Below are 9,596 nucleotides of genomic sequence, written 5' to 3'. Positions count from 1 at the left end.
TGGGATGGCGTGGCGGGGGCGTAGATCGCGGAGGTTTTTGCGAGGCCGCTCCTCGAGGAGGCGGGATCGCCTCGGCCGAGCGCGATTCAGGGCGGAGGAGATGGGGAGACGTAACGCCGTAAGCCCTTCAGCCAGCTCTTTAGCGGTCATGGCGGAACTCTCTCTCCCAGCCCATCGAGAAATCGCGGTAGTGGGCCTATAGCAAGTTCTGTGCCATTAATAAAAAAGCCATTCCAAGACAAACTCTTGTGAATTTTTTGCCTTTTTTTGGGGGAATTGCGCGTGGCGCCCTGTAAGCCACGGCGACGCTTCTATACTCAAGAGTGCCGGTGCCCGGTGGGGGCGAGGGGAGGCGGCGGTCTCCGAAGCCGGTAGCGTGCAGTCAGGAGGCGACGGATGGAGCATCTCTTTCAGGAGCTCGTGCAGCAGCTGCGGGCGACGTGGCGCCGGCGGTGGTGGATCCTGCCGGTCGCCTGGCTGGTCTGCGTCCTCGGGTGGGCCTACATCTTCACCCTGCCCGATACGTACCAGGTCTCGAGCCGGGTCTACGTCAATACCCAGTCCATCCTGACCCCGCTGCTGCGCGGCATGACGGTGCGCCCGGACGTCGAGCAGCGCATCCGCATGATGACGACGACCCTCCTGAGCAACAGCAACCTCCAGCAGATCGCCCGCAAGGCCGACCTCGACGTCCTCGCCGATACCGGCAGCACCGGCGAGCTCGTCGAGATGCTCCGCGAGGGCATCGAGCTCTCGGGGGAAAGCAACAATATCTACACCATCTCCTTCCAGCACAAGAACCCGGAGATCGCCTACCGGGTGGTCCGCGAGACGGGGGACCTGTTCATGGAGCGGGGGCTCGGCAGCTCCCGGCTCGACCTCGTCAGCTCGCAGCAGTTCATCGAGCGCCAGCTCGAGCGCTACGAGGAGAAGCTGCGCGCCAAGGAGAAGGAGATCGAGCGGTTCAAGCAGGAGAACTCCGCCTACCTGAGCGGCGAGGGCAGCTTCTACGACCGCCTGGAGCGGACCCGGCAGCGGCTGGAGCAGGCCAGGCTCAAGCGCAAGGAGGCCCGCCAGCGGGTCCAGAGCCTGCGCAGCCAGCTGGAGGAGGGCGACAGCGCCGAGTCCCGGGTGGCGGCGTACTCCAACCCCCAGCTCGAGGAGCGCATCAACCGCCTCAAGACCCAGCTCGATCAGCTGCGCCGGCGCTACACCGAGCAGCACCCGGATGTGGCCCAGACGCAGCGCATCCTCAAGGAGCTGCGGGCGCAGCTGGAGCGCGAGGCGCAGGAGTACGCCGAGAACCCGGACGCCGTCGCCCCCGGCGACTCCCCCCTGCACATGGCCCTGTCCGAGGCGCGCAGCCAGGTGGCCGCCCTGCAGACCCGGGTCGAGGAGTACCGGTCGCGGGTCGAGCGCCTGGAGAAGGCCATCGGCCGGGTGCCGCAGGTGGAGTCCGAGTACACGGCGCTGACCCGCAACTACGAGGCGCTCAAGGACAGCTACCGGCGCCTGCTCGAGAAGCATGAGCAGGCGGTGCTCTCGGGCCACGTCGAGTCGGAGACCAGCTCGGTGGACTTCCGCGTCCTGGAGCCGCCGCAGCGCCCCGAGGAGCCCGCGGCGCCGAACCGCGTCGGGCTCGCCAGCGCCGTGCTGGTGCTCGGGCTGGGGACGGGCTCCGGCTTCGCCTTCCTGCTGGCCCAGATCCGGGGGACGCTGGTCGGCATGAGCCAGCTGGCCGAGCTCACCGGCCGCCCCGCCCTCGGCCAGGTCTCCCGCGTGCGCACCCCCGTGCACCGGCGGCGCCGGCGCATGGAGATGCTGGTCTTCTTCAGCGCGATCGCGGCGCTTCTGGTGGTCTACGCTGCGGTCATGGCCGTCTTTTTCTGGATCTAGGGGTAACCCCGGCGATGAGCATAATCGAGAAGGCGCTTGAGAAGCGGCGGTCCCAGGACCGCTCCCAGGGACAGGAGGCGCCCGCGGACGAGGCGCCGGACCGCGGCGCGGCCCCCGGCGGGGCCGAGGCCGGCGAGCCGGCGGGGCCTGAGAGCCCATGGGGGAGCGACGAGGGGTCGGATCGGGACGTCGACGTGGAGATCGACTTCGGCTGGCTCCGCCACCAGGGGCTCCAGGTGCCCGGCGAGCATCGCACCGGCCTCGAGGAGGAGTTCCGCATCATGAAGCGGCCGGTGCTGGAGAACGCCTTCGGCCGTGGTGGCGTCTCCCCCGTCGAGAAGGGGCGGCTGGTGATGCTGACCAGCGCCTTGCCGGGGGAGGGCAAGACCTTCTGCACCCTCAACCTGGCGCTGAGCCTGGCCATGGAGGTGGAGCGCACGGTGCTCGTCGTCGACGCCGACGTGGCGCGGCCCAACGTGCCGTGGTCCCTCGGCTTCGAGGCGGACCGGGGACTGATGGACCTGCTCACGGACGCCTCGGTGGCACTGCCTGACGTGCTGCTGCGCACCCAGATCCCCAACCTCTCGGTGCTGCCGTGCGGCCGGCCCCAGGGGCGCTCCACGGAGCTGCTGGCGAGCCGGGCCATGTCCGAGCTGCTCGAGGACATCCACTCCCGCTACAGCGACCGGATCGTCGTCTTCGACACGCCTCCGCTGCTGGCGAGCAGCGAGCCGAGCGTGCTGGCCCGGCAGATGGGCCAGGTGCTCCTCGTCGTCGAGGCGGAGAGCACGGCCCGGGTGGCCGTCACCCGGGCCGTGGAGCTGCTGGACGGCTGCGACGTCGTGCTGGGCCTGCTCAACAAGTCCAGCAATATCCCGGGCATCGGCTACGGGGGCTACGGAGGGTATGGCTACTACGGGAGTCACTACACGGCGAGCCCCAGCAGCGATCCCCGGGACCTCGGCGCCGCCGCCGCGCAGACGGGGTAGAGCGCGCCGTATGCGCTGGATCGGGCGGCTAGGCGCCGTGGCGCTGACGGTCCCCGCCGTGGCGGCGGCCGAGACGGATTGGGAGTTCACCCCGCGGGTCACCCTCGGCGCCGAGCTCACCGACAACGTCGCCTTCGCGCCCCGGGGGGAGGAGCAGGGGGACCTGATGGGGCTGATCCGTCCCGGCTTTACGCTCAGCGGCGAGAGCAGCCGCGCCACCCTCGACCTGGAGTACTCCTGGGAGAGCCGCTTCCACCAGGAGCGCGGCGATCTCGACCGCAGCCGCCACCGGCTGCGCGGCCAGGGGAGGCTGGAGCTGCTGCGCCAGACCGCCTTCGTGGAGGGGTATATCCGCCGGGACGTCCGGGCGGATGCGCCGCTGCAGCCCATCGGCCCGGAGAACGAGCGCGAGACCACCCGCTACCGCATCAGCCCGTTCCTGCTCACCCGCTACGGCGCCTTCGCCGAGCAGGAGCTGCGCTACATCTTCGACGAGATCCGCTACCACGGCACCGAGCGGGCGGACCAGGCGGACCTCCGGGCCCACCGCGGCCGTTACCGCCTGAGCAGCGGCCGGGCCTTCGATCAGCTCTTCTGGTCGCTGACCGCCGAGGCCTCCGAGAACCGCTTCGACGAGGAGCGCCGCCGCCCCATCGAGCGGGTCAACACCGAGGCGACCGCCGGCTACCGCGTCGCGCGCTCCCTGCGCCTCGGCGCCTCGGCGGGGCAGGGCTGGAACCGGGTCGGCGACGGCCCCCGGCGGGATACCGACAGCTGGAGCGTCAACGCCGACTGGAGCCCGTCGCGGGCGACCACGCTGAACGCCCGCTACGGCGAGGTCACCTTCGAGATCCCGCCCGAGACGGTCACCCGGGAGCGGCGCTCGCTCACCCTCCGCCACCGCCGTCAGCGGGCAACCTTCTCGCTCTCCTACCGCGAGCGGGTCACGGACTGGCCGGAGCTCGAGCGGCAGGTCGAGGTCGAGCTCGATGAGCTGCTCGACCTGCCGCGCTTCGGGGACGACTTCACCGTCTCCTTCCTGCGCCGCAGCGAGCAGGACGTGTCGTTCACCGAGACGTGGCTCGCCAGCTGGCGCTACGAGACGGGGCGGAGCACCTTCGGGATCGGGCTCCTGCAGCGCGAGGTCGACGAGCGCATCGCCTTCGGGCAGGCCGGCCAGGAGCGCGTCGATCGCGACCGGCGGATCGACGGCCTCTGGCGCTGGGGGCTGGGGCCGTACACCGACGCCATCCTGCGCGGGGCCTATACGCGCACGGACGGCACCGACCGCCAGGGCCGGGAGGTCGAGCTCGACGAGTGGCGCACCTCCGTCGGCCTGGCGCGGGATTTCGGGCGCCGCACGCGGGGCATCATCGAGTACCGGTACCGCGCCAGCGAGCGGATCCGGCCTCGCGAGCGGCGCCAGGAGCGCCGCGAGAACCTGATATCCGCCCGGGTCACCATGGAATTTTGAGCCCATGTACGAAGCGTTCTACGGGTTAGACGACAAGCCGTTCGCGCTGAGCCCCGATCCGCGCTTCTTCTACGAGAGCAAGGGGCACCGCCGGGCGATGGCCTATCTGGAGTACGGCATCCAGCAGCAGGAGGGGTTCATCGTCATCACCGGCGAGGTCGGGGCCGGCAAGACGACGCTGGTGCGCAACCTCTTCGCGGGCATCGACGACCGCCCCCTGGTGGCGGCGCAGCTGGTGAGCACCCAGCTCAACGCCGACACCCTCCTGCGCTCCGTCAACCTCGCCTTCGGGCTCGAGGACGCCCCCCAGGACAAGGCGCTGCAGCTGCGCCAGCTCGAGCGCTTCCTGCTGCGCACCCGCCAGCGCGGCCAGCGCGCCCTGCTCGTCGTCGACGAGGCGCAGAACCTCAGCAACGAGGCCGTCGAGGAGCTGCGCATGCTCTCGAACTTCCAGGGCGAGGACGGCCCGCTGCTGCAGAGCTTCCTGCTCGGGCAGCCCGAGTTCCGGCGGATCCTGCGCAGCGCGAATATGCAGCAGCTGCGCCAGCGGGTGATCGCCACCTACCACCTCGGCCCCATGGACGAGGCGGATACCCGCGCCTACATCGAGCACCGGCTAGGCCGGGTGGGCTGGCAGGGGGACCCGAGCTTCGATGAGCAGAGCTGGGCGCTCATCCACGGCTATACTGCAGGTATACCCCGGCAAGTGAACACCTTATGCGACCGGCTGCTGCTGATGGGCTACCTCGAGGAGTGCCACCACTTCGGCCCTTCGGAGGTGCAGGCGGTGATCGACGAGATGGAGGCGGATCTCGGCGGCCAGAGCGGGGGGGAGGAGGGCAGCGAGAGCGCGGACGCGCCGTACGGCGGCGAGGCGCCACGCGGCGGCCCGGGGCTGGACGGCAAGCTCGAGCGGATCGAGCGCTACCTCGGGTTCAACTACAAGCTGATCCAGTACGCCCTGGAGGTCCAGCGCGGGGATCGCCAGCGCCTCGAGCGCCGGCTCGACCGGATCGAGCGCTACCTGATCTCCGGCTACCGCCTGACCCGCCAGGTCGGGGCCACGCTCAAGAGGACCTTCGGCGCTGTGCGCCAGGAGCCCTGAGCGGCCGGGGGAGGAGAACGATGGCTTCAGGGGGGAGGAGCTGATGAGCGAGCACGACGGGTCGCCGCGGAACGCCTTGACGGTGGATGTGGAGGACTACTTCCAGGTCCTGGCGATGGCGCCCTACGTCCCCCGGGAGCAGTGGGGGCGCTGGGGGCTTCGGGTCGAGGCCAGCCTGGAGCGGCTCCTCGAGCTGTGCGAGGAGGCCGGCGCCCGCGCCACCTTCTTCACCCTGGGGTGGATCGCCGAGCGCTGCCCCCAGGCGGTCCGCCGCATCGCCGAGGCCGGCCACGAGCTGGCGAGCCACGGCTACGGCCACGAGCGGGTCGGCGCCATCGGGCCCGCCGCCTTCCGCGAGGACATCCACCGCGCCAAGGGGCTGCTCGAGGACACTGCCGGGGTCGAGGTGCTCGGCTACCGCGCCCCGGGCTTCTCGATGGGGCCGCACACCCCGTGGGCCCCTCGGCTCCTGCGCGCGGCCGGGCACCGCTACAGCTCCAGCGTCTACCCGATCCGGCACGACCACTACGGCGCGCCGCGGGCGCCGCGCCATCCCCACCGCCTAGGCGGGGCGCAAGGCGTGCTCGAGATCCCGCCGGCGACGGTGCGCCTGGCCGGGCGCAACTGGCCGGCGGCCGGCGGCGGCTACTTCCGGCTCCTGCCCTACGCGGCCTCCCGGCTGGCCCTGCGCCGGATCAACCGCAGGGAGGGCCGGGCGGCGGTCTTCTATATCCACCCCTGGGAGCTCGACCCGGGGCAGCCGCGGATCCCGGGGGTGGACCTCAAGACCCGCCTCCGCCACTACCTCAACCTGGGGCGTACCGAGGGGCGGCTGCGCCGGCTGCTCCACGAGCTCCCCTGGGGGCGGATCGACCACGTCTTCGCCGCCGAGCTGGCAGCCGGGCAGGAGCCCGTGGCCCCGGCGCGGCTGCCGCTCCCCGAAGCCGCCTGAGCGATGCCCGAGGCCTCGAGCGACACCGCGGTCCGCGTCGGGACGCTCAGCGAGGCTGAGGCGCCGCGCTGGGACGCCTTCGTCGAGCGCTGCCCGGAGGCGACCTTCTGCCACCGCGCCGGCTGGGAGGAGGTCATCCGCCGGGCCTTCGGCCACGAGACCTGCTACCTCTACGCCGAGCGCGGCGGGCGGATCGAGGGCGTCCTGCCGCTGGCGCGCATCAAGAGCTGGCTCTTCGGCCACTCGCTGGTCTCGGTGCCGTTCTGCGTCTACGGCGGCATCGCCGCCGAGACCGACGCGGCCCGCGAGGCCCTCGACGGCGCCGCGCAGCGGCGGGCGGCGGCGCTCGGCGTCGATCACCTGGAGTACCGCCACCGCGAGCCTCACCACTCCGAGTGGCCGACCCTCGGGCTCTACGCCACCTTCCGCAAGCCCCTCGCCCCGGAGGTGGAGGCCAACTTCAGCGCCATCCCCCGCAAGCAGCGGCGCATGGTGCGCCAGGGCGTGAAGGCGGGGCTGAGCAGCGCCTGGGAGAGCGACCTGGACCGCTTCTTCGCGGTCTACGCGCGCAGCGTCCACCGCCTCGGGACGCCGGTCTTCCCGCGGCGCTACTTCCGGCTGCTCGCCGAGGTCTTCGGCGACGACTGCCGCGTGCTGAGCGTCGGCCACAAGGGCAAGCCGGTGGCGAGCGTCCTCGCCTTCTACTTCCGCGACGAGGTCCTGCCCTACTACGGCGGCGGGCTGCCGGCGGCGCGGGAGGTGGCCGGCTACGACTTCCTCTACTGGGAGCTGATGCGCCGCGCCTGCGAGGCGGGCTACCGGGTCTTCGACTTCGGGCGCAGCAAGCGCGGCACCGGCGCCTACCACTTCAAGCGGAACTGGGGGTTCGAGCCGCAGCCGCTGCACTACGAGTTCGCGCTCTACCGGCGCAGCGAGGTGCCGCAGCGCCACCCCCTCAATCCCCGCTATCAGCGGGCGATCCGCCTGTGGCGGCGGCTGCCGCTGCCCGTGGCCAACGCCATCGGGCCCTACGTGGCCCGCAACCTGGGATAGGAGCGAGGGTATGGCCGAGATCCTCTACTTGGCGCACCGCCTCCCCTGGCCGCCGAACAAGGGCGACAAGATCCGCTCTTACCACATCCTGCGCCACCTCGCCGAGCGCCACGCCGTCCACCTGGGCACCTTCGTCGACGATCCGGCGGACTGGGCGCACCTGCCGGCCCTGCGCGAGCAGTGCGCCAGCGTCTGCGCCCGGCCCCTGCCCCGGCGGCGGGCCGGCCTGCGGGCGCTCTCCGGGCTGCTCCGCGGCGAGGCGCTGACCCTGGGGTGGTACCGCGACCCGGGCCTGCGCCGCTGGGTCCGCCGGACCCTGGAGCGGCGGCCCGTCGAGGCGGCACTGGCCTTCTCCTCGAGCATGGGGCAGTACCTGCCGGGGCGGCGCCGGGGGTTGCGCCGGGTCGTGGACTTCGTCGACGTGGACTCGGACAAGTGGCGCCAGTTCGCCGCGCAGCGGGGCGGTCCGATGCGCGCCGTCTACCGCCGGGAGGCGCGGCGGCTGCTCGCCTACGAGCGGCGCCTGGCGGCTGGCAGCGACGCCAGCCTCTTCGTCTCCCCGCAGGAGGCGGGGCTCTTCCGCCGCCTCGCCCCCGAGAGCGCCGGGCGGATCGCGGCCATGGGCAACGGCGTCGATACGGCGTACTTCGACCCCGAGCGGGCCGGCGCCAGCCCCTATCCGCCGGGGGAGCGCCCGGTGGTGCTCACCGGCGCCATGGACTACTGGCCCAACGTGGACGCGGCCTGCTGGTTCGCCGAGGCGGTCCTGCCCCGGATCCGCCGGCGCGATCCCCGGGTCCGCTTCTACGTGGTCGGCAACCGCCCGGCGCCGGCGGTCCGCAAGCTCGCCGAGCAGGAGGGCGTGGCCGTCACCGGCTTCGTCGAGGACGTCCGGCCCTGGATCGCCCACGCCGACGTGGCGGTGGCGCCGCTGCGGATCGCCCGCGGGGTGCAGAACAAGGTCCTCGAGGCCCTGGCCCTGGCCCGGCCCGTGGTGGCGACGCCCCAGGCCCTGGAGGGGCTGAGCGCCCGGCCCGGCGAGGATCTGCTCCACGCCCCCGCCGAGGGCGAGGCCTTCGCCGCCGCCGTGGCGAGGCTCCTGGCGGCGCCGGCGCCGGAGCTGGGCGCCGCCGGCCGCCGGCGCGTGCTCGCCGACTACAGCTGGGCCCGCAGCCTGGCGCGGCTCGATGCGGCGCTCGAGCCGGAGGCCGCGCCCGTCGTCCCCGGCGTGGCGGTGGAGGGCAGCCATGGCGGCTGATGCGGCCCCCGGCAGCGGGGGCCGCGCCGCCCCCATCCCCTGGCGCTGGGCGCTGGCGGCGCTCGCCCTCGGCCTGGCGGGGCTCGGCGCCGCCTTCTTCCCCACTTACCGGGGGATCGTCGAGATCTGGGCGCGCTCCGAGACCTTCGCCCACGGCTTCCTCATCGTCCCCATCGTCGCCTTCCTCGTCTTCCGCCTGCGGCACCGGCTGAGCCCGCTGGCGCCGCGCCCGAGCGGGCTCGCCCTGCTGCCGCTGGCGGGGCTGGTGCTCGCCTGGGTGCTCGGCGCGCTGGTGGAGGTGGAGTCCGTGCGCCACTTCAGCGCCGTGCTGATGATCCCGGCGCTGGTCTGGCTCCTGCTCGGCACGGCGGTCGTCCGGGAGCTGCAGTTCCCGCTGGCCTACCTGCTCTTCGCGGTGCCCTTCGGGGCGTTCCTGGTGCCGTGGCTGATGGAGTACACCGCCGACTTCACGGTCGCCGCCGTGCAGGCCTCGGGGGTGCCGGTCTACCGCGAGGGGCTGCGCTTCCAGCTGCCCTCCGGCAGCTGGTCCGTGGTGGCGGCCTGCAGCGGGGTGCGCTACCTCATCGCCAGCGTCGCCCTCGGGGCGCTCTACAGCTACCTGGTCTACCGCAGCTGGCGGCGCCGGCTGCTGTTCATGGCCGCCGCGGTGCTCGTGCCCATCGTCGCCAACGGCGTGCGCGCCTACCTGATCGTCATGCTCGGCCACCTCAGCGGCATGGAGCTGGCGGTGGGGGTCGATCACCTGATCTACGGCTGGCTCTTCTTCGGCGTGATGATCGCGGCGATGTTCTGGGTCGGCGGCTGGTGGCGCGAGGACGGCGGCCCCGAGCCGCCGCGCGGCGCCGGAG

Annotated in this window: 8 protein-coding genes; all 8 read left to right on the top strand. The window is 72.4% G+C overall.

Going from position 1 to position 9,596, the window contains the following annotated elements:
* The first annotated feature begins 396 nt into the window (after nucleotides 1-396).
* Nucleotides 397-1,896 carry an XrtA system polysaccharide chain length determinant gene (locus CKO13_RS08155; protein WP_200259277.1) on the top strand — a complete coding sequence of 500 codons (1,500 nt, stop codon included), beginning with the start codon at nucleotides 397-399 and terminating at the stop codon, nucleotides 1,894-1,896.
* 14 nt (nucleotides 1,897-1,910) lie between these two features.
* The gene (locus CKO13_RS08150; RefSeq protein WP_200259275.1) at nucleotides 1,911-2,885 is read left to right on the top strand and encodes an XrtA-associated tyrosine autokinase; all 975 of its coding nucleotides are present in this window, start codon (nucleotides 1,911-1,913) and stop codon (nucleotides 2,883-2,885) included.
* A gap of 10 nt (nucleotides 2,886-2,895) precedes the next feature.
* Nucleotides 2,896-4,359, top strand: a complete 1,464-nt coding sequence (locus tag CKO13_RS08145; protein ID WP_200259274.1) for a TIGR03016 family PEP-CTERM system-associated outer membrane protein — start codon at nucleotides 2,896-2,898, stop codon at nucleotides 4,357-4,359.
* A 4-nt stretch (nucleotides 4,360-4,363) separates the two neighbouring features.
* Nucleotides 4,364-5,464 carry an XrtA/PEP-CTERM system-associated ATPase gene (locus CKO13_RS08140; protein ID WP_200259272.1) on the top strand — a complete coding sequence of 367 codons (1,101 nt, stop codon included), beginning with the start codon at nucleotides 4,364-4,366 and terminating at the stop codon, nucleotides 5,462-5,464.
* 43 nt (nucleotides 5,465-5,507) lie between these two features.
* Nucleotides 5,508-6,416, top strand: coding sequence for an XrtA system polysaccharide deacetylase (locus CKO13_RS08135; protein WP_200259270.1), 909 nt, complete (start codon nucleotides 5,508-5,510; stop codon nucleotides 6,414-6,416).
* A gap of 3 nt (nucleotides 6,417-6,419) precedes the next feature.
* Nucleotides 6,420-7,469: a FemAB family XrtA/PEP-CTERM system-associated protein gene (locus CKO13_RS08130; RefSeq protein ID WP_200259268.1), complete on the top strand. Its 1,050-nt coding sequence runs from the start codon at nucleotides 6,420-6,422 to the stop codon at nucleotides 7,467-7,469.
* A gap of 10 nt (nucleotides 7,470-7,479) precedes the next feature.
* Nucleotides 7,480-8,727, top strand: coding sequence for a TIGR03087 family PEP-CTERM/XrtA system glycosyltransferase (locus CKO13_RS08125; RefSeq protein WP_200259265.1), 1,248 nt, complete (start codon nucleotides 7,480-7,482; stop codon nucleotides 8,725-8,727).
* Nucleotides 8,717-9,596, top strand: an 880-nt coding sequence (gene xrtA, locus CKO13_RS08120) for an exosortase A (protein ID WP_200259262.1), incomplete at its 3' end; no start/stop codon positions are given. The genes CKO13_RS08125 and xrtA, both read left to right, overlap by 11 nt.

The sequence above is a fragment of the Halorhodospira neutriphila genome (genome assembly GCF_016584055.1).
GTDB classification, from domain to species: Bacteria; Pseudomonadota; Gammaproteobacteria; order Nitrococcales; family Halorhodospiraceae; genus Halorhodospira; species Halorhodospira neutriphila.
This window is presented reverse-complemented; position numbering and strand designations above follow the sequence as displayed.

Bases quoted from the DNA above. Each gene is read 5' to 3' on its own strand.
- CKO13_RS08155 (WP_200259277.1), top strand. From the start codon at position 397: ATGGAGCATCTCTTTCAGGAGCTCGTGCAGCAGCTGCGGGCGACGTGG.
- CKO13_RS08150 (WP_200259275.1), top strand. From the start codon at position 1,911: ATGAGCATAATCGAGAAGGCGCTTGAGAAGCGGCGGTCCCAGGACCGC.
- CKO13_RS08135 (WP_200259270.1), top strand. From the start codon at position 5,508: ATGAGCGAGCACGACGGGTCGCCGCGGAACGCCTTGACGGTGGATGTG.
- CKO13_RS08125 (WP_200259265.1), top strand. From the start codon at position 7,480: ATGGCCGAGATCCTCTACTTGGCGCACCGCCTCCCCTGGCCGCCGAAC.
- CKO13_RS08130 (WP_200259268.1), top strand. From the start codon at position 6,420: ATGCCCGAGGCCTCGAGCGACACCGCGGTCCGCGTCGGGACGCTCAGC.
- CKO13_RS08140 (WP_200259272.1), top strand. From the start codon at position 4,364: ATGTACGAAGCGTTCTACGGGTTAGACGACAAGCCGTTCGCGCTGAGC.
- CKO13_RS08145 (WP_200259274.1), top strand. From the start codon at position 2,896: ATGCGCTGGATCGGGCGGCTAGGCGCCGTGGCGCTGACGGTCCCCGCC.